The sequence below is a fragment of the Streptococcus sanguinis genome (assembly GCA_013378335.1).
Lineage (GTDB): Bacteria > Bacillota > Bacilli > Lactobacillales > Streptococcaceae > Streptococcus > Streptococcus sanguinis_I.
Window position 1 is genome coordinate 671,288 of the sequence record CP040556.1, and the last position, 17,134, is coordinate 688,421.

Annotated in this window: 19 protein-coding genes and 1 pseudogene; 16 read left to right on the forward strand and 4 right to left on the reverse strand. The window is 42.9% G+C overall.

Annotated features, from left to right (window positions below):
* The first annotated feature begins 43 nt into the window (after nt 1-43).
* Nucleotides 44-1,201, forward strand: coding sequence for a cystathionine gamma-synthase (locus tag FFV08_03525; GenBank protein ID QLB51810.1), 1,158 nt, complete (start codon nt 44-46; stop codon nt 1,199-1,201).
* Nucleotide 1,202: 1 nt separating this feature from the next.
* Nucleotides 1,203-2,369 (forward strand): pyridoxal phosphate-dependent aminotransferase, encoded by a 1,167-nt coding sequence (locus tag FFV08_03530; protein ID QLB51811.1) that lies wholly within the window; start codon nt 1,203-1,205, stop codon nt 2,367-2,369.
* 53 nt (nt 2,370-2,422) lie between these two features.
* On the opposite strand, the gene FFV08_03535 is transcribed toward FFV08_03530, so the two are convergent.
* Nucleotides 2,423-2,533 (reverse strand): hypothetical protein, encoded by a 111-nt coding sequence (locus tag FFV08_03535; GenBank protein ID QLB51812.1) that lies wholly within the window; start codon nt 2,531-2,533, stop codon nt 2,423-2,425.
* Here FFV08_03535 and FFV08_03540 point away from each other — a divergent pair.
* The 9 genes from FFV08_03540 to FFV08_03580 all read left to right on the forward strand — a co-directional run bounded on the left by FFV08_03540 (nt 2,532) and on the right by FFV08_03580 (nt 10,229).
* Nucleotides 2,532-3,161, forward strand: a complete 630-nt coding sequence (locus FFV08_03540) for a uracil phosphoribosyltransferase (GenBank protein ID QLB51813.1) — start codon at nt 2,532-2,534, stop codon at nt 3,159-3,161. The two genes, FFV08_03535 and FFV08_03540, sit on opposite strands and share 2 nt — an antisense overlap.
* Nucleotides 3,162-3,268: 107 nt before the next feature.
* Complete coding sequence (locus FFV08_03545; protein ID QLB51814.1) at nt 3,269-3,859, forward strand: ATP-dependent Clp protease proteolytic subunit; 591 nt, start codon at nt 3,269-3,271, stop codon at nt 3,857-3,859.
* A gap of 160 nt (nt 3,860-4,019) precedes the next feature.
* Nucleotides 4,020-4,289, forward strand: a complete 270-nt coding sequence (locus tag FFV08_03550) for a DUF2129 domain-containing protein (GenBank protein QLB51815.1) — start codon at nt 4,020-4,022, stop codon at nt 4,287-4,289.
* Between the two features lie 88 nt (nt 4,290-4,377).
* Nucleotides 4,378-5,538: an ABC transporter substrate-binding protein gene (locus tag FFV08_03555; GenBank protein QLB51816.1), complete on the forward strand. Its 1,161-nt coding sequence runs from the start codon at nt 4,378-4,380 to the stop codon at nt 5,536-5,538.
* A gap of 245 nt (nt 5,539-5,783) precedes the next feature.
* Nucleotides 5,784-6,653 (forward strand): branched-chain amino acid ABC transporter permease, encoded by an 870-nt coding sequence (locus FFV08_03560; GenBank protein ID QLB51817.1) that lies wholly within the window; start codon nt 5,784-5,786, stop codon nt 6,651-6,653.
* Between the two features lie 3 nt (nt 6,654-6,656).
* A complete protein-coding gene (locus FFV08_03565; protein QLB51818.1) occupies nt 6,657-7,610 on the forward strand; it encodes a branched-chain amino acid ABC transporter permease in 954 nt (317 codons plus the stop codon).
* Complete coding sequence (locus FFV08_03570) at nt 7,610-8,374, forward strand: ABC transporter ATP-binding protein (GenBank protein ID QLB51819.1); 765 nt, start codon at nt 7,610-7,612, stop codon at nt 8,372-8,374. Before FFV08_03565 ends, FFV08_03570 begins: the two co-directional genes overlap by 1 nt.
* Nucleotides 8,374-9,084 (forward strand): ABC transporter ATP-binding protein, encoded by a 711-nt coding sequence (locus tag FFV08_03575; GenBank protein ID QLB51820.1) that lies wholly within the window; start codon nt 8,374-8,376, stop codon nt 9,082-9,084. The genes FFV08_03570 and FFV08_03575 overlap by 1 nt, the downstream gene beginning before the upstream one ends.
* 488 nt (nt 9,085-9,572) lie before the next feature.
* Nucleotides 9,573-10,229, forward strand: a complete 657-nt coding sequence (locus tag FFV08_03580; GenBank protein QLB51821.1) for a CBS domain-containing protein — start codon at nt 9,573-9,575, stop codon at nt 10,227-10,229.
* A 95-nt stretch (nt 10,230-10,324) separates the two neighbouring features.
* Here the strand turns inward: FFV08_03580 and FFV08_03585 are convergent, their stop codons facing one another.
* The 3 genes from FFV08_03585 to FFV08_03595 all read right to left on the reverse strand — a co-directional run bounded on the left by FFV08_03585 (nt 10,325) and on the right by FFV08_03595 (nt 12,992).
* Nucleotides 10,325-11,719, reverse strand: a complete 1,395-nt coding sequence (locus FFV08_03585; GenBank protein ID QLB51822.1) for an IS1182 family transposase — start codon at nt 11,717-11,719, stop codon at nt 10,325-10,327.
* A gap of 121 nt (nt 11,720-11,840) precedes the next feature.
* The gene (locus tag FFV08_03590; protein QLB51823.1) at nt 11,841-12,728 is read right to left on the reverse strand and encodes a YitT family protein; all 888 of its coding nucleotides are present in this window, start codon (nt 12,726-12,728) and stop codon (nt 11,841-11,843) included.
* A gap of 111 nt (nt 12,729-12,839) precedes the next feature.
* Nucleotides 12,840-12,992 carry an MFS transporter gene (locus FFV08_03595; GenBank protein ID QLB51824.1) on the reverse strand — a complete coding sequence of 51 codons (153 nt, stop codon included), beginning with the start codon at nt 12,990-12,992 and terminating at the stop codon, nt 12,840-12,842.
* Nucleotides 12,993-13,039: 47 nt separating this feature from the next.
* Between FFV08_03595 and FFV08_03600 the strand changes: the two genes are divergently transcribed.
* From FFV08_03600 to serC, 5 genes and pseudogenes are all read left to right on the forward strand, one after another.
* A complete protein-coding gene (locus FFV08_03600) occupies nt 13,040-13,678 on the forward strand; it encodes a dTMP kinase (GenBank protein ID QLB51825.1) in 639 nt (212 codons plus the stop codon).
* Nucleotides 13,675-14,564 (forward strand): annotated as a pseudogene (locus FFV08_03605) (DNA polymerase III subunit delta'). Before FFV08_03600 ends, FFV08_03605 begins: the two are co-directional and overlap by 4 nt.
* Before the next feature lie 24 nt (nt 14,565-14,588).
* Nucleotides 14,589-14,906, forward strand: a complete 318-nt coding sequence (gene yabA / locus FFV08_03610) for a DNA replication initiation control protein YabA (GenBank protein QLB51826.1) — start codon at nt 14,589-14,591, stop codon at nt 14,904-14,906.
* 2 nt (nt 14,907-14,908) lie between these two features.
* On the forward strand, nt 14,909-15,775 hold the full coding sequence (gene rsmI / locus FFV08_03615; GenBank protein QLB51827.1) for a 16S rRNA (cytidine(1402)-2'-O)-methyltransferase: 867 nt from the start codon (nt 14,909-14,911) through the stop codon (nt 15,773-15,775).
* 260 nt (nt 15,776-16,035) lie between these two features.
* Complete coding sequence (serC, locus tag FFV08_03620; GenBank protein ID QLB51828.1) at nt 16,036-17,127, forward strand: 3-phosphoserine/phosphohydroxythreonine transaminase; 1,092 nt, start codon at nt 16,036-16,038, stop codon at nt 17,125-17,127.
* The last annotated feature ends 7 nt before the right edge of the window (nt 17,128-17,134 follow it).

Below are 17,134 nucleotides of genomic sequence, written 5' to 3' on the forward strand. Positions count from 1 at the left end.
ATAGTTTCAAACTATAGCTAGCTCTTGAAAAGAAAAAAGATAAATGTTTTCAAAAGATGTTACAATAGAGGATGAAGTATTAGCGAAGGATTGGAAGGTTAATATGAGTAAGGACGTAAAATTAAATACACTACTGGCTCAGGCTGGGGTTAAAACAGATGAAGCAACCGGTGCCTTAACAACACCCTTGCATTTTTCAACGACCTACCAGCACCCTGAGTTTGGCCAGTCAACAGGTTATGACTATACTCGAACCAAGAATCCAACACGGGTTAGCTTGGAAGAGACTCTGGCTGCTATCGAAAGCGCAGACTATGCCCTAGCAACTAGTTCTGGTATGTCGGCTATTGTGCTGGCCTTTAGTGCCTTTCCAGTCGGCAGTAAGGTTTTAGCTGTTCGGGATCTCTATGGAGGCTCTTTCCGTTGGTTTGCCCAGGCTGAAGCGGAAGGACGCTTTGACTTTACCTATGCCAATACAGAAGAAGAACTGCTGAACGAACTGACAGAGGATATAGATATTGTCTATATCGAGACACCGACAAATCCTCTTATGGTAGAGTTTGACATTGCCCGCATTTCCCAAGCGGCTCACGAGCGAGGAGCAGCTGTCATTGTGGACAATACCTTCTACAGTCCCATTTATCAAAGACCACTGGAGGATGGAGCAGATATTGTTCTACACTCTGCGACCAAGTATCTAGGCGGGCACAATGATGTCTTGGCTGGAGCTATCATGACCAATGACGCTGCTATTTATGACAAGCTATTCTATAACCTCAATACAACTGGGCCAGTTCTGTCTCCTTTTGACAGCTATCTGCTTTTGCGCGGCCTCAAGACATTAGCACTCCGCATGGAGCGTTCTACTCAGAATGCACAAGAAGTAGTCGCTTTTCTGAAGCAATCTCCTGCGGTAAAAGAGGTTCTCTATCCAGGTAAGGGTGGTATGATTTCCTTTAAAGTTGTGGACGAAGGGAAGATTCCTCATCTCTTAAATAGCCTGAAAGTCTTTACCTTTGCGGAAAGTTTGGGTGGGGTGGAGAGCCTGATTACCTATCCGACGACCCAGACTCATGCAGACATTCCGGTAGAGGTGCGTCATTCTTATGGCTTAACTGATGATTTGCTGCGCCTGTCAATTGGAATTGAGGATAGTCGAGATTTGGTAGACGATTTACGCGCAGCCTTGGAGAATGAATAATATGGGAAGATATAATTTTGAAAAAGCCCCCTGTCGTGTAGGGCATCATACTTATAAATGGAAAGAAGTGGAGAAGGACAAAGAAGTCCTGCCAGCATGGATTGCAGATATGGATTTTGAAGTCCTGCCTGAAATCCAGCAAGCTGTTCATGATTACGCTAATCAGTTAGTCTATGGCTATACCTATGCTAGTGAAGAGCTAATCAATGCCGTTCTAGATTGGGAGAGGGATGAGCACGACTATACCTTTGATCGGGAAGCCTTGGTATTTATTGAAGGGGTTGTTCCTGCTATTTCGACAGCTATTCAAGCCTTTACAGAGGAAGGTGATGCCGTTCTCATCAACACTCCAGTTTATCCGCCTTTTGCCCGCAGTGTTAAACTCAATAATCGTCAGCTTATTACCAATTCTTTGATAGAGAAAGACGGACTTTTTCAGATTGACTTTGAACAGTTGGAGCGTGACATTGCAGATAATGAAGTCAAGATTTATGTTCTTTGCAATCCGCACAATCCCGGAGGTCGAGTTTGGGAACGGGAAGTGTTAGAGAAAATTGGCCGCCTCTGCCAAAAGTACGGCGTTATCCTGGTCTCAGACGAAATCCACCAAGATTTGACGCTGTTTGGCCATGAACATCAGTCTTTCAATACTGTTTCGCCTGACTTTAAGGACTTTAGCTTGATTTTAGCCAGTGCAACTAAGACTTTTAATATTGCTGGGACTAAAAATTCCTATGCTGTGATTGAGAATCCTAGCTTGCGGCAACGATTTAAAAAGCGCCAGTTGGCCAACAACCAGCATGAAATTCCTGGCCTTGGTTTTTTAACGACAGAAGCAGCCTACCGTTACGGTTGGTCTTGGTTGATGGAGCTCAAGGAAGTTCTGGAGAAGAATGTGAATTTTGTGGTTGATTATTTTGCCAAGGAAGCGCCGCGCCTGCGGGTCATGAAGCCTCAAGGAACTTATCTGATTTGGCTGGACTTTTCAGATTATGGCCTGACAGATGACCAACTCTTCCAGCTGCTGCGAGAAGAGGCTAAAGTCATCCTGAATCGGGGAAGTGATTTTGGCCCAGAAGGTAAAGGTCATGCCCGCCTAAATGTTGCTGCTCCGGAGACGATGGTTGAAGAAATCTGCTCCCGTATTGCAGAGGTATTGCCAAAATAAATCAAAAATATTTTTGATTTATTCTCAAATACCTTTATATCATGTGTTATAGTCTACGGAAGTAAAGTGTAGAAAATCGTTGAAAAGGTTTGCTTATGGCAAGCCTTTTCACTCTTTTTTTGATATAATAAGAAGAATAAATTGAAAGAAGGAAATCCAATCATGGGAAAACTTGAAGTTATCGCTCATCCACTAATTCAGCATAAATTGTCTATCTTGCGTCGCACAGATACGTCTACCAAGGCTTTTCGTGAATTAGTAGATGAAATCGCAATGCTCATGGGATATGAAGTTTTGCGCGATTTGCCACTTGAAGATGTCGAAATTGAAACACCGATTACGAAAACCATTCAAAAGCAGATTGCTGGGAAGAAATTAGCTATTGTTCCAATCCTGCGAGCTGGTATTGGCATGGTAGATGGACTTCTGAGCTTGGTTCCAGCAGCTAAGGTCGGCCATATCGGAATGTACCGTGATGAGGAAACCTTGAAGCCGGTTGAATATCTGGTCAAGCTTCCAGAAGATATTGACCAACGTCAGATTTTTGTTGTAGATCCAATGCTAGCTACGGGTGGTTCTGCGATCTTGGCGGTGGATTCTCTCAAGAAACGTGGTGCTAGCCACATTACTTTTGTATGTTTAGTTTCTGCACCTGAAGGAGTAAAAGCCTTGCAGGAAGCTCACCCAGATGTTGATATTTTCACAGCTGCTCTGGATGACCACCTCAATGACCATGGCTATATCGTACCAGGGCTGGGAGATGCAGGAGATCGTCTTTTCGGAACTAAGTAAAAGTTTCTATTTGACCTTTTTTGACCAAAAGGATATAATAGTCACGTAATTTGAAATTCTATTCCCTAGTTTGATAGAAAATTTTAAAAAGAGAAAGAGAGAAAACTATGATTCCTGTAGTTATTGAACAAACCAGCCGAGGGGAGCGCTCCTATGACATTTATTCTCGGCTATTAAAAGATCGGATTATCATGCTGACTGGTCCAGTAGAGGATAATATGGCTAATTCAATCATTGCCCAGCTCCTTTTCTTGGATGCACAGGACAATACTAAAGATATTTATCTCTATGTAAATACGCCGGGTGGATCTGTTTCAGCAGGTCTTGCTATTGTGGATACTATGAACTTCATCAAGTCTGATGTTCAGACCATTGTTATGGGTGTAGCTGCCAGCATGGGAACGGTCATTGCTTCCAGTGGTGCCAAAGGCAAACGCTTCATGCTTCCAAATGCAGAATATCTGATTCACCAGCCAATGGGAGGAGCTGGAAGTGGTACCCAGCAAACAGATATGGCCATTGTAGCTGAGCACTTGCTTAGAACTCGTAATACCTTGGAAAAAATCTTGGCTGAAAACTCTGGTAAGTCTGTTGAGCAAATCCACAAGGATGCAGAACGCGACTACTGGATGAGTGCTCAAGAAACCTTGGAATACGGCTTTATTGACGAAATCATGGAAAATAGCAACCTGAACTAACATAGTAGGAGCCAAAAGAGGCTCCTTTTTTGCTGTTTTGAATCTGATAAGTTTGCAAGTTCAGGTGTTTTAAGCTAATCATAAAGCTTTTGAGGGCTAGTTTTTTTGCCCTATCTTTGCTATAATCATCTAAGAACTACATGAACCGGAAAGGAGCTTTATGATAGAGAGAGAAGAAAGAGTGGGCTTGATTGTCTATCTTTACTATAATCGAGATGCCAAAAAGCTGGCTAACTTTGGGGATATTATTTATCATTCTAAGAAGCATCGCTATCTGCATCTCTATGTCAAGCAAGAGGAAGCCCAGAACTTACAGGAGAATCTGCCCAAGGAGCGCTATGTTAAGCAAGTTCGGATTTCTCACATAAAAGAACTAGATCAAAACTTTGTTGGAAGCCTCTATAGAGAACAAGAAAACGTTATCATTTGATAAAATTTTTATAAAGGGTTGACAATTGTCAGATAATTCGATATATTCTTACTATATCATCAAATAACTCACTTAAGGAGATTTCCTAATGAAGAAAAAATTTGCACTATCCTTAGTAGCTTTTGCTAGTGCGGCCCTTCTCGCAGCTTGTGGAGAAGTATCTAACAACAACTCAACAGCAACTGGTACAGAAATTGGAGATACAATTAAATTTGGTTTTAACTTTGAAGAATCAGGTGAAGTAGCAGCCTACGGTACAGCTGAACAACGTGGTGCTCAGCTGGCAGTTGATGAAATCAACGCTGCTGGCGGTGTGGATGGCAAGAAGATTGAAGTTATTGATAAGGATAACAAGTCAGAAACAGCTGAAGCATCGACCGTCACCACTAGCTTGGTTACCCAAAGCAAGGTAAATGCAATCATTGGCCCTGCGACTTCTGGAGCTACAGCTTCAGCTACTGCAAATGCTGCTAAAGCGGGTGTACCAATCATTACACCAAGTGCGACACAGGATGACCTGACCAACAAGCAAGATTATCTTTTCCGTGCTACCTTTATTGATAGCTACCAAGGTAAAATCATTTCTGAGTATGTCACTGACAACTTGAAAGCTAAGAAAGTCGTTCTTTACTACGACCAATCTAGTGATTACGCTAAAGGAATGGCGGATGCCTTCAAGAAGGAATTCAAGGGTGAGATTGTAGCAACAGAAACGTTCCAATCCAAGGATACAGACTTCCAAGCTGCTTTGACAAAGATTAAGGGCAAAGAATTTGATGCTCTGGTTGTTCTAGGTTACTACACGGAAGCTGGTAAAATTGTCAATCAAGCGCGTGGTTTGGGTATTGACCAAACAATCGTTGGACCTGATGGCTTTGGTGATGCTAAGTTCGTTGAGCAAGCAACTCCTGCTGCAGCTACAAATGTTTACTATGTATCTGGCTTTACAACTTCTGGTGAAATGTCAGAAAAAGCTAAGAAGTTTGTTGAAGCATACAAAGCTAAGTACAAAGAAGAGCCATCTATGTTTGCAGCTCTGGCATATGACTCTGTTTATATGGCAGCAGAAGCAGCCAAAGGTGCTAAAACTTCTGTAGATATCAAAGACAACTTGGCTAAGCTTAAAGATTTCGATGGAGTGACTGGTTCAATCACTATTGATAAAGATCACAATCCAGTGAAAACAGCTTTGATGATTGGCTTGAAAGACGGTCAGGTAGATACTGTAGAAACAGTTAAAGCGGAATAAGAGTTATGAGGCTGGGGCTATCCCAGTCTTTGACTTGTTTTCTATTTTTAGTTGTTTGAACGAAATTAGTAGATGATTTCTTGCTTTATGAATCTATGGGTTGAAAGAGTATTGTTTTATAATCTATTCTTCTTCGTTTCTCAATCAACTATTATTCGTATTTTGGGAGTGGGATGACTCAATCACGACCTGGTCTGATGATTTTTATCCCATTCCTTATTTTATTATAGAAAGAGTGGTGTCTAATGCTCCAACAATTAGTCAACGGTCTAATCCTGGGTGGTGTTTATGCGCTTCTGGCTTTGGGTTATACCATGGTTTATGGGATTATTAAGCTGATTAACTTTGCCCATGGCGATATCTATATGATTGGTGCCTTTATGGGTTATTACTTGATTAATATCCTGAAGTTTAATTTCTTCCTTTCTCTCATTTTAGCCATGATTGGGACAGCGATTCTCGGGGTGGTTATTGAGTTTTTAGCCTATCGTCCTCTGCGAAATTCGACTCGGATTGCGGCTTTGATTACAGCCATTGGAGTTTCCTTTCTCCTCCAGAATGGTATGATTTTCTTTGTCGGTGCCAATACCCGTTCCTTCCCGCAGGTTATAAAGACAGTACGCTTTAACTTAGGACCGATTTCTATCTCAAATATTCAGTTGCTGATTTTGGGAATTTCGATTTTCCTCATGGTAGCTCTGCAGTTCATCGTGCAGAAGACAAAAATGGGTAAGGCTATGCGTGCTGTGTCTGTAGACAGTGATGCTGCTCAGCTGATGGGAATCAATGTCAATCGGACAATCAGCTTCACCTTTGCTTTAGGATCAGCTCTTGCAGGAGCTGCTGGCGTCCTAATTGCCCTCTACTATAATTCATTAGAGCCTTTGATGGGGATGACTCCAGGTATTAAGTCCTTTGTAGCGGCCGTTCTTGGTGGTATTGGAATCATTCCTGGTGCAGCGCTTGGTGGCTTTGTTATTGGTCTTTTGGAAACTTTTGCGACAGCGCTTGGATTATCTGATTTCCGCGATGCCATTGTCTATGCGATTTTGATTGTCATTCTTCTGATTCGTCCAGCTGGTATCCTTGGCAAAAATGTGAAAGAGAAGGTGTAAGGTATGAAAAAGAATTTAAAGGTAAATATTTTCTGGCTTGGCCTTGTCTTAATTGGCTACCTGCTGATGACAGTATTGGTTAGTGCCGGTGTTCTCAATGCTTTTTACATTCAAATTTTAGAGCAGATCGGAATTAATATTATTTTGGCTGTGGGGCTCAATCTCATCGTCGGATTCTCGGGTCAATTCTCTCTTGGGCATGCTGGCTTTATGGCTATCGGTGCCTACGCTGTAGCAATTATTGGCTCTAAATCGCCAACTTATGGAGCTTTCTTTATTGCTATGCTGGCGGGAGCTGTCATTGCTGGTATTGTGGCTTTGGCAGTTGGTTTGCCAACGCTTCGTCTTAAAGGCGACTATCTTGCGATTGCGACTCTTGGTGTCTCAGAGATTATCCGGATTCTGATCATTAATGGCGGTACTTTGACTAATGGCGCAGCTGGTATCCTATCCATTCCGCCCTTTACTTCTTGGCAGATGGTCTATGTCTTTGTTGTTATCACAACTATTTTGACCTTGAATTTCCTGCGCAGTCCTATTGGCCGCAGTACTCTGTCTGTCCGTGAGGATGAGATTGCTGCCGAGTCTGTTGGGGTTAATACTACTAGAATCAAAGTGACAGCCTTTGTCTTGGGAGCTATCACGGCTTCTATTGCTGGCTCTCTTCAAGCTGGCTTCGTTGGTTCAGTTGTTCCTAAGGACTATTCCTTTACCAACACTATCAATATCTTGATTATTGTCGTTTTTGGTGGTCTAGGCTCTATGACTGGAACCATTGTAGCTGCAGTAGTATTGGGCATTCTCAATATGCTGCTGCAGGATGTATCAAGCATTCGGATGATTGTCTATTCTTTGGCTTTAATCTTGGTCATGATTTTCCGTCCAGGTGGACTTTTAGGAACTTGGGAGCTCAGTCTGTCTAAGCTCTTCAAAAAGAATAAGGAGGTCAAAGAATAATGGCGCTTCTTGATGTAAAAAATCTAACTAAAAATTTTGGCGGTCTGACTGCTGTCAGCGATGTGACCTTGGAACTCAACGAGGGCGAGCTGGTTGGTCTGATTGGCCCTAATGGTGCAGGAAAAACGACTCTTTTCAATCTCTTAACGGGCGTTTATGAGCCGAGCGAAGGGACAGTGACACTGGATGGTCACTTGCTAAATGGTAAGGTTCCTTATAAGATTGCTGCTTTAGGTCTAGGGCGGACCTTCCAGAACATCCGGCTCTTTAAGGACCTTAGTGTTTTGGATAATGTTTTGATTGCCTTTGGTAATCATCATAAGGCTCATGTGTTAGCTTCTTTCTTCCGCCTGCCAGCCTACTACAAAAACGAAGAAGAACTCAAAGACAAGGCTTTGGAGTTGCTGAAAATTTTTGACTTGGACAAGGAAGCAGAAACCTTGGCTAAGAACCTAGCTTATGGTCAGCAGCGCCGCTTGGAGATTGTTCGGGCCTTGGCAACAGAGCCCAAGATTCTTTTCTTGGATGAGCCGGCTGCAGGGATGAACCCTCAGGAGACAGCAGAGCTGACTGCATTGATTCGACGGATTAAAAACGAATTTAACATTACCATCATGCTGATTGAGCATGACATGAGTCTGGTAATGGAAGTCACTGAGCGAATCTATGTGCTGGAGTACGGCCGCTTGATTGCGCACGGAACACCTGATGAAATTAAGAATGACAAACGCGTTATTGAAGCTTATCTAGGAGGTGAAGCCTAATGTCCATGCTTAAAGTTGAGAATCTCTCTGTCCATTATGGCATGATTCAGGCTGTCCGTGATGTCAGCTTTGAAGTAAACGAAGGAGAAGTCGTTTCCCTGATTGGTGCCAATGGCGCTGGGAAAACGACTATTCTCCGGACTATTTCAGGCTTGGTTCGTCCAAGTGCTGGTAAAATTGAATTTGTAGGCAATGAAATTCAAAAAGTTCCTGCTCAAAAAATCGTAGCAGCTGGACTTTCGCAAGTACCAGAAGGCCGTCATGTCTTTCCAGGTTTGACCGTTTTGGAAAATTTGGAAATGGGAGCCTTCCTCAAAACAAACCGCGAAGAAAATCAAGCCAATCTCAAAAAGGTCTTCTCTCGTTTTCCACGCTTGGAAGAGCGTAAAAACCAAGATGCTGCAACCCTTTCAGGAGGTGAGCAGCAGATGCTGGCTATGGGACGTGCTTTGATGTCTACGCCTAAGCTTTTGCTCTTGGATGAACCTTCTATGGGCTTGGCGCCGATCTTTATCCAGGAAATCTTCGATATTATCCAAGATATTCAGCGACAAGGAACTACAGTTCTTTTGATTGAGCAAAATGCAAACAAGGCTCTCTCTATCGCTGACCGCGGTTATGTCCTTGAAACAGGTAAAATCGTTCTGTCCGGAACTGGACAAGAACTCCTCGCTTCTGACGAAGTCCGCAAAGCTTATCTAGGTGGTTAAAAAGGTCCAGTGGACCTTTTTAAGTTGCAGCTAAAGAAAACAAGGTTTTCGTCAAGATGGCCGGTGGATTGTTTCAGGTTGCAGATAGGAACTCGCGGTAGCGAGTTTTCTTCAAAATGTCTGGGAGACATTTTTAGGTTGTGGATAGAAAGTTATGGAAGTAACTTAACATTTTGAAAAGGTCCCTTGGACCTTTTTAAGTTGCAGCTAAAGAAAACAAGGTTTTCGTCAATATACTCAGTGGATTGTTTCAGGTTGCAGATGGGAACTCACGAGAGCGAGTTTTCGCTCGATGAGGTCCATTGTACTTTTTTCTCTTAGATGCTTAAAATAGTTTAGCTAGGCATTTCCTATCTTCAATTTTTCCAATCGTAGGATTTTTCTAAATTTTGAAAACTTAGGCAAAGAACTTGGAAGCGTTTGAAATCAGCTGCAAAATAAAGTATAATGAGTATAAGAAATACGGATAGGAAGAAGGGGGAACTCTTATGGCAGTTAAAGATTTTATGACGCGTAAGGTGGTTTATATCAGCCCAGATACAACAATTGCTCATGCGGCAGATATGATGCGTGAGCAGAAGCTCCACCGTCTGCCGGTAATTGAGAATGACCAATTGGTAGGGCTAGTTACAGAGGGAACGATTGCAGAAGCTAGTCCATCTAAGGCAACGAGCCTGTCCATTTATGAGATGAACTATCTTCTCAACAAAACCAAGGTTGGTGATGTTATGATTCGTGATGTGATCACGATTTCTCAGTTTGCCAGTCTGGAAGATGCGACCTATCTGATGCTGAAAAATAAGATTGGCATCCTGCCTGTTGTGGACAATGAACAGCTTTACGGAGTTATCACGGATCGTGATATTTTCAAGGCTTTCTTGGAAGTATCTGGCTATGGCGAAGAGGGAGTTCGGCTGCGTTTTGTCACTGAGAATAAGGTGGGGGTTCTTGAGCAGATTATCCGTCTTTTGGTGGAAGAAAATCTCAACATCTCCAATACAGTCAATATCCCACGCAAGGATGGCAAAGTTGTCATTGAAGTACAGTTAGCTGGTGATATAGACATGGAGCTCCTCAAGAAAAAATTTGAAGAGCATGCTATTAAGCTGGCTGAGATTACACATACTGCTGCAAAAGCTTTATAAATAACATAAAAAAGCCTCATCGTTAGATGAGGTTTCAGACCGTAGACAAACATTCCAAATAGTGTTTGTCTTTTTCTGTTTGTCAGGCTAAAATTTCATCTTTTGATTTCATCTTTTGATAGCATAATGGTCATTTGAACAAAATAAAAAGGCTTCCCCACCCTCATTTTTACTAGTTTTTTGAGATTCAAACACGCCAAAGTAAGCCCAACCTTATCTTCCATCTTGGACTTGCCTTTCTCTCTTGTATAACGGAGGTTGTGGTATTCTTTAGCTGTCCCAAAGAGCCGCTCAATGGTTTCTTTGCGCTTCTTATAGAGCTCCTTCATCCCTCTTTGGTGTCGAATCTCTTCACAACATTCAAGCGCATCTTTCCATACATGTCTTGTGATGACTTTCTGCTGATTCTGGCTCTGGGTACAAACAGATAATAGGGGACAGGCGACACATACTGTTGAATCACTCTTATACTCACGGTAGCCTGCTCGGGTCGTCGTGCGATAGGTTAACACTTGGTTCTCTGGACAGAGGTAACAGTCATAATAGGAATCATAAACAAAATCATTGGGCCTTAAGTTCCCTTTTACACCCTTGGGGCGGGTATAAGGGAAGACAGGGGTAATCTCTCTGTCTAACAAAAATTTTGCAATACTTGGGGTTTTATAACCTGCATCTGCGATGAGATAGGTTGGATGAAAAGGCTCAATCTTGGCAAAAAGGGCAGGGAAAGCCTGACTATCATGAACATTTCCTGCTTCAACCGTATAAGCCAAGGCCCAACCATGCTTATCACACGCTACTTGGGCAGAATAGGCAAAGACTTCCTTGTGTTCCCCCTTGTGGAACCAACCACTCTCAGGATCTGTCCTTGAGATTTTCTTTTCCTTAGCCTCGCTTTCTTTTGCGGGCTTTAAGGGCTTTTTTTCGTGTTTTCTCCTATCTAAATCAATCTCAACTTCCAATTGCTCACTCATAAATGTAGCTTGTTGGGCAACCATTTCCTTATGATACTTGTGGCTGTTGGCTGCCGCTTTAATATGGGTTCCATCCACAAATATCTCAGAAGGATCAATCAAACCAGCACATAAAGCTTGATGGAGTACGTGTGAAAATATCTCAGTAATCAGTGCTTTATCTTGAAAACGACGGCTGTAATTCTTTCCATATGTGGTAAAATGAGGCACCTTGTCATCCAAGCTTAGTCCAAGAAACCAACGATAAGCTACGTTTACTTCTATGTCTTTAATGGTTTGGCGCATGGAGCGAATGCCATAAAAACATTGAATCAAAGGAATTTTGACCAACATGACGGGATCTAGACTGGGACGACCCTGATCTGGGCTATAGGTTTCTTCAACCAAGTCATAGATAAAGTCAAAATCAACCTCCGCTTCCAATTGGCGAAGAAAGTGATCTTCTGGGACCAATTCGTCTATCGTATAGAAGCCATATTGGCAGCGATTATAATCAGATTTTTCTTTGTGAAACATAGGGAGCACCTCACAACTGTTCTTACCTCTATTATACGACTTTACAAAAAGAAAAGCCCTTAGAAACTTCTGTTCTTAGGACTTTGTCTTCAATCTGAAGCCTCATCGTTAGATGAGGTTTTTAACGTACAATAGGTTGTTTGTTGGCATCTAAAGTGAAGCCTTCGCCCAAGATCTCATGGGCTTCGGTAATAGTAGTAAAGGCAAATGGATCGACTTGGTTGATGAGTTTCTTCATTTGCTGCATTTCATTACGGGAAACAACACAGTAGACAATTTGCAGATCCTGCTTGCTATAGAAGCCTTGCCCCTTGAGGTAGGTCACTCCACGATCCAGCTTGTCATTGATAGCTTCAGCTAGCTCAGTGGGCTTACTGGTAACAATAAGGAATCCCTTACCAGCAAAACCTCCTTCTGCAATCAGGTCAATAACGCGGGAGGTGATAAAGACAAACATCAAGGTGTAAGATACCATACGTAAGTCTTTGAAGACTAGGAGAACCAAGGTAATGACTACAAAGTCAACCGTCAGCATGAGTCTGCCTATGGAAATGCCGGTGTATTTATTGAAGATGCGGGCTACAATGTCGGTACCGCCAGTTGTTCCACCAGCATTAAAGATGGTGCCTAGTCCGATTCCCATAACAATCCCTGTTCCAAGACCGGCTAGTAAGACATCGCCGTCCAGAGCTGAGATAAAATAGTCTTGCAGGTGTTTGGAAGCAGGTAAGATTTCAAAAATCTTGAGCCAAGCAGACACAGAGAAAGTCCCTAGAATGCTAAGGTAGAGAGTTCGCGAACCCAGTAGCTTCCATGCAATAATAAAGAGAGGAATGTTAATCACTAGGTTGGTCGTCGAGACAGGGATTTTAAATAGATAGTAAGTAATCAAGGTCAGACCTGTTGCTCCGCCCTCATATAAATGAAAGGGAATGACCAAATAATGAATCGCAAAAGAAAAAATTCCAGCCCCAAAAATGATGGCCAGTACGTTTTTTAATTTAAACATAAAATCCTCCTAAATCTCTTTCCAGAAATTTCTTCTGAATATATTTTACCAAAAATTTAGCCTTTGTAAAACACTTTGAAAAAATATTTAAAGTTTTTTTATGATGGGATTTTAGCTTTTTTTTTGGTAAAATAAACAATAGATAAAAAAGAGCGGGATGAAAATAATGAGTTGACGGAGTCGGCTCTTATCAGGCTGCTCAGCAATGTGGACGAACTCTGAAAAGTAGTTTATATCAAGCTTGAGAGTAATTCGCATCTGCATTTTCTTATAAAGATTAAAAAATTAGAAGTTAGAGATTAAAGGTAAAGATGAAAAATGGTATTTTGATTTCGCTGGAAGGTCCGGAAGGGGCTGGAAAGTCGAGTGTGTTGGAAGCCTTGCTTCCTTTTTTGAAAAATTATGGCACTGGTCTGATTACGACACGGGAGCCGGGCGGTGTCCAGATTGCGGAGGCTATTCGCGAAGTGATTTTGAAACCTAGCCACACGGCTATGGATGCAAAGACTGAGCTCTTGCTGTACATTGCCAGCCGCCGCCAGCACTTGACTGAGCGGGTTTTACCAGCTTTGGCGCAAGGGAAAATCGTCTTGATGGACCGTTTTATCGATAGTTCGGTGGCCTATCAAGGCTACGGCCGAGGGCTGGATGTATCTGATATTGAATGGCTCAATCAGTTTGCGACAGATGGACTCAAGCCTGATTTGACTCTCTATTTTGATATTGATGTGGAAGAAGGGCTGGCGCGGATTGCTAAGAACGAAAGTCGAGAGGTGAATCGGCTTGATCTGGAAGGTTTGGACTTGCATCAGCGGGTTCGGCAGGGCTATTTGGCGATTCTTGATAAGGAACCCGAGCGCTTTGTCAAGGTAGATGCCAGCCAATCTTTGGATAAGGTAGTGGCTGATAGTTTGACCATCATTCAGGAACGATTTGGGAATCTGTCATGAAGATAAAAGATTTACAGCAAAGCCAGCCCAGCTTGTTTGAGCAGTTTCAGCATATTTTGGAACAGGGACGGCTTAGTCACGCCTACTTGTTTACCGGAGCTTTTGGCAGTTTTGAAATGGCCCAAATCCTGTCCCAGAGTCTCTTTTGCGAGAATAAGCAGGGCGTCTGGCCTTGCCAGTCTTGTCGTTCCTGCCGTTTGATTGCAGAAGAAGATTTTTCTGATGTAACGGTGGTGCGACCAGCTAATAACATTATCAAAACTGACCGAGTTCGGGAGCTGGTCCGAAACTTCTCTCAGAGTGGTCTGGAAGGCAGTCGGCAGGTTTTCATTATCTGCAATGCGGATCGGATGCATGTTAATGCAGCCAATTCCTTGCTCAAAGTCATTGAGGAACCACAGAGCGAGATTTATATCTTTCTCCTGACTGCTGATGAACAGCTGATTCTGCCGACGATTCGAAGTCGGACTCAGGTTTATCATTTCTTGAAAAATACAACTGCTCTGCAGCACAGCTTGGAGCAGGATGGCTTGATTAAAAGTCGAGCGGAGCTGATAGCTGCCTATAGTCAGACTCAGTCAGAAGCGGAAAGCTTGGCACATAATAACGCCTTTTTGAATTAGTCAGTGAATGCGAGCGCTTTGTCAAGGATTTTCAAAATCGCTCCGGTCAGGCTTTTCTGCAAGTTTCACGTCTGGCAAAGCTGGCTGATGATAAGGAGAAGCAGGAACAGGTCTTCAAGCTCTTGGAAGTGTTATTTTATAAGGACATAGCAACAGAAAACGGTCGACAGGCCTTGGAGCAGCTTTTGCTGGCTCGGAAGATGTGGCGGGCCAATGTATCTTTTCAAAACGCTTTAGAATATATGACTTTGAAGGGAAAGTAAAAAGAGGCAGCACAGGAGTATAAAATGGATAAAAAAGACTTATTTGACGCCTTAGATGATTTTTCACAGACGCTTTTAGTGACCCTTGCTGAGGTGGAAGCTGTCAAGAAAAATCTCAAGAGTGTGGTAGAGGAAAATATTGCTCTGCATCTGGAAAATGACAAGCTGAGGGAGCGCTTGGGAGAGGTGGAGAAGGAAGCTCCGACCAAGACCAAGAAAAACCGAGATAATCTGCGCAAGCTTTACTATGACGGCTTTCATGTCTGTACGGATTTCTATGGCCAGCGCCGGGAGAATGACGCAGAGTGCATGTTCTGTGATGAATTGTTATTTAGGGAGTAGTGATGCAGGTTCAAAAAAGTTTTAAGGGAGAAACTGCCTACGGCAAGCTTTATCTGGTTGCGACTCCTATTGGCAATCTGGATGATATGAGTATCCGTATGGTCAATACTTTGAAAGAGGTCGATAGGATTGCGGCTGAAGATACGAGAAACACCGGCCTGCTGCTTAAGCATTTTGGGATTGAGACTAAACAAATCAGCTTTCACGAGCACAATGCCAAGGAGAAAATCCCAGTTCTCTTGGACATGCTTCAAAGAGGAAATGATATAGCCCAGGTTTCGGATGCTGGTCTGCCCAGTATTTCTGATCCTGGACATGATTTGGTTCAGGCAGCGCTAGAAGCTGGAATTACTGTAGTGCCGATTCCTGGTCCTAGTGCTGGAATAACAGCCTTGATTGCCAGCGGATTGGCTCCACAACCGCATATTTTCTATGGTTTTCTACCTAGAAAGGCTGGCCAGCAGAAGGAATTTTTCACTAGCAAAAAATCCTATCCTGAGACCCAAATTTTCTACGAATCCCCTCATCGGGTTCGGGCTACGCTGGAAAACATGCTGCCAGTTTATGGTGACCGCCAAGTCGTCTTGGTGCGCGAGCTGACTAAGATTCACGAAGAGTATCAGCGAGGGCAGATTTCAGAATTGTTGGCTTATACGGCTGAACATCCGCCTAAAGGAGAGTGTCTCTTGATTGTAGCTGGGGCGGCAGAAGATGCTCAACAAGAAATATCTCAAGAGCAGATCCTAGCTGAAATTGATCTTTTAGTTGAAGCCGGCAGCAAAAAAAATCATGCCATCAAGAACGTCGCCAAGAGATACGGCAGGAACAAGAGCGAGCTCTATGCGGTTTATCATGGAAATATGGATTGATAGACTCTCAGAAATTTCTCAATACAACCAGTTGTCTCTTTTAGAATTGGAAAAAGCGCAACTCAGCTTTTTAGTAAGACTATTTAATCCTGACTTAAAATCAGGATTTTTTTTGTTATCTGGATTAGACAGTTGGTTTTGCTTATCTATATTTCAACAATGTTCGGGAATTGGCTAAAAAAGTGCTTGATTTCTAAAATAAAATAGATATTTTCTAAACTTTGTGATATGATATACAAAATAAATTTTGGAGGTAGGATATGACGATTTACAATTTTTCTGCTGGACCGGCAGTATTGCCCAAGGAAGTCTTGAAAAAAGCTCAGGCTGAGTTTTTAGACTATGCCCAAAGTGGCATGAGTGTGATGGAGCTGTCCCACCGATCCAAGGAATTTGACGATATTATCAAAGAAGCTGAGAGCTTGCTGCGTGAGCTCATGGATATTCCAGACAATTACCGCGTGCTCTTCCTGCAGGGTGGGGCTTCTACCCAGTTTAGTATGATTCCCCTTAATCTAACTCAAGGTGGAAAGGCCTATTACCTAGTGGCTGGATCTTGGGGAAAGAAAGCTTACACTGAAGCAGTCAAACTGTCTAAGTTTATTCCTTTTGAGCCTATTCTCTTGGCTTCGTCAGAGGATTTAAATTACACAGAAATTCCTTCTTTTGATGAAAAGGAGATTGATCCGCAGGCGGCTTATGTGCATCTGACAACCAATAATACTATCGAAGGAACGGCTATTTATGATCTGCCTGCAACAAATGGCGTACCGATTGTGGCGGACATGTCTTCTAATATCCTTGCTGCTCAGTACCGAGTAGAGGATTTTGGTTTGATTTATGCTGGGGCTCAGAAGAATATCGGACCTGCCGGCGTGACAGTTGTCATTATCCGAGAAGACTTGCTGGATGATGAGCCAGTTCTATCTAGTATGTTAGATTACCGCATTCAGTCAGACAATGGCTCTCTTTACAATACACCACCGACTTTTGCCATCTATATGGCCAAGCTGGTCTTTGAGTGGGTCAAGGAGCTGGGTGGCGTAGCAGAAATGGAAAAGCTCAACCGTGAAAAATCAGGCCTTTTGTACGACTTCATTGAGCAGTCTGATTTTTACCGCAGTCCAGTCCGTTATAAGGAGCAACGCTCAGTCGCCAATATTCCCTTTGTATCACCAACTCCAGAGCTGGATGCCAAGTTTAACAAAGAGGCCGCAGCAGAGGGATTCAAGAATATCAAGGGGCACCGCAGTGTAGGCGGTATGAGAGCTAGTCTCTACAATGCCTTTCCGCTCCAAGGAGTCAAGGACTTGATTGCCTTTATGCAGAAATTTGAAGAAGAGAATTCTTAAGGGAGGG

Excerpts from the sequence above, each read along its gene's own strand:
- FFV08_03585 (QLB51822.1), bottom strand. The coding sequence starts at position 11,719 with ATGTTTCACAAAGAAAAATCTGATTATAATCGCTGCCAATATGGCTTC.
- FFV08_03565 (QLB51818.1), top strand. The coding sequence starts at position 6,657 with ATGAAAAAGAATTTAAAGGTAAATATTTTCTGGCTTGGCCTTGTCTTA.
- FFV08_03535 (QLB51812.1), bottom strand. The coding sequence starts at position 2,533 with ATGATTGGATTTCCTTCTTTCAATTTATTCTTCTTATTATATCAAAAA.
- FFV08_03595 (QLB51824.1), bottom strand. The coding sequence starts at position 12,992 with ATGCAGATGCGAATTACTCTCAAGCTTGATATAAACTACTTTTCAGAG.
- FFV08_03555 (QLB51816.1), top strand. The coding sequence starts at position 4,378 with ATGAAGAAAAAATTTGCACTATCCTTAGTAGCTTTTGCTAGTGCGGCC.
- FFV08_03550 (QLB51815.1), top strand. The coding sequence starts at position 4,020 with ATGATAGAGAGAGAAGAAAGAGTGGGCTTGATTGTCTATCTTTACTAT.
- FFV08_03600 (QLB51825.1), top strand. The coding sequence starts at position 13,040 with ATGAAAAATGGTATTTTGATTTCGCTGGAAGGTCCGGAAGGGGCTGGA.
- rsmI (QLB51827.1), top strand. The coding sequence starts at position 14,909 with ATGCAGGTTCAAAAAAGTTTTAAGGGAGAAACTGCCTACGGCAAGCTT.
- FFV08_03580 (QLB51821.1), top strand. The coding sequence starts at position 9,573 with ATGGCAGTTAAAGATTTTATGACGCGTAAGGTGGTTTATATCAGCCCA.
- FFV08_03525 (QLB51810.1), top strand. The coding sequence starts at position 44 with ATGTTTTCAAAAGATGTTACAATAGAGGATGAAGTATTAGCGAAGGAT.
- FFV08_03530 (QLB51811.1), top strand. The coding sequence starts at position 1,203 with ATGGGAAGATATAATTTTGAAAAAGCCCCCTGTCGTGTAGGGCATCAT.
- FFV08_03545 (QLB51814.1), top strand. The coding sequence starts at position 3,269 with ATGATTCCTGTAGTTATTGAACAAACCAGCCGAGGGGAGCGCTCCTAT.
- FFV08_03540 (QLB51813.1), top strand. The coding sequence starts at position 2,532 with ATGGGAAAACTTGAAGTTATCGCTCATCCACTAATTCAGCATAAATTG.
- yabA (QLB51826.1), top strand. The coding sequence starts at position 14,589 with ATGGATAAAAAAGACTTATTTGACGCCTTAGATGATTTTTCACAGACG.
- serC (QLB51828.1), top strand. The coding sequence starts at position 16,036 with ATGACGATTTACAATTTTTCTGCTGGACCGGCAGTATTGCCCAAGGAA.
- FFV08_03570 (QLB51819.1), top strand. The coding sequence starts at position 7,610 with ATGGCGCTTCTTGATGTAAAAAATCTAACTAAAAATTTTGGCGGTCTG.
- FFV08_03590 (QLB51823.1), bottom strand. The coding sequence starts at position 12,728 with ATGTTTAAATTAAAAAACGTACTGGCCATCATTTTTGGGGCTGGAATT.
- FFV08_03560 (QLB51817.1), top strand. The coding sequence starts at position 5,784 with ATGCTCCAACAATTAGTCAACGGTCTAATCCTGGGTGGTGTTTATGCG.
- FFV08_03575 (QLB51820.1), top strand. The coding sequence starts at position 8,374 with ATGTCCATGCTTAAAGTTGAGAATCTCTCTGTCCATTATGGCATGATT.